At 58.7% G+C, this 230-nt stretch carries 1 protein-coding gene; it reads right to left on the reverse strand.

The features are described from left to right. Positions 1 to 133 precede the first annotated feature (133 nt). Entirely contained in the window at positions 134 to 229 is a 96-nt protein-coding gene (locus GH663_RS20925) for a helix-turn-helix domain-containing protein (RefSeq protein WP_439329199.1), read from the reverse strand. Position 230: the final 1 nt, after the last annotated feature.

Here is a 230-nt window from a genome sequence, read left to right on the forward strand (position 1 = left end):
TGATCGACTTCCAGAATGAGTACTTCGATGCCAAGGCCGCACCGGGCTTTGCCGGTGGCCGCATGGTCGTAATAACTTCGTATAGCATACATTATACGAAGTTATACGATGCGCGGTGCCGGCACGACGAGACTCAGGTGGCAGTAGAGAAGCGGTACCCGGCGCCGCGCACGGTCTGCACCATGTTCTCGGCGTTGAACGGTTCCAGCGTCTTGCGCAGGCGGCGGATG

The organism is Dechloromonas hortensis, assembly GCF_009469765.1.
Lineage (GTDB): Bacteria > Pseudomonadota > Gammaproteobacteria > Burkholderiales > Rhodocyclaceae > Azonexus > Azonexus hortensis.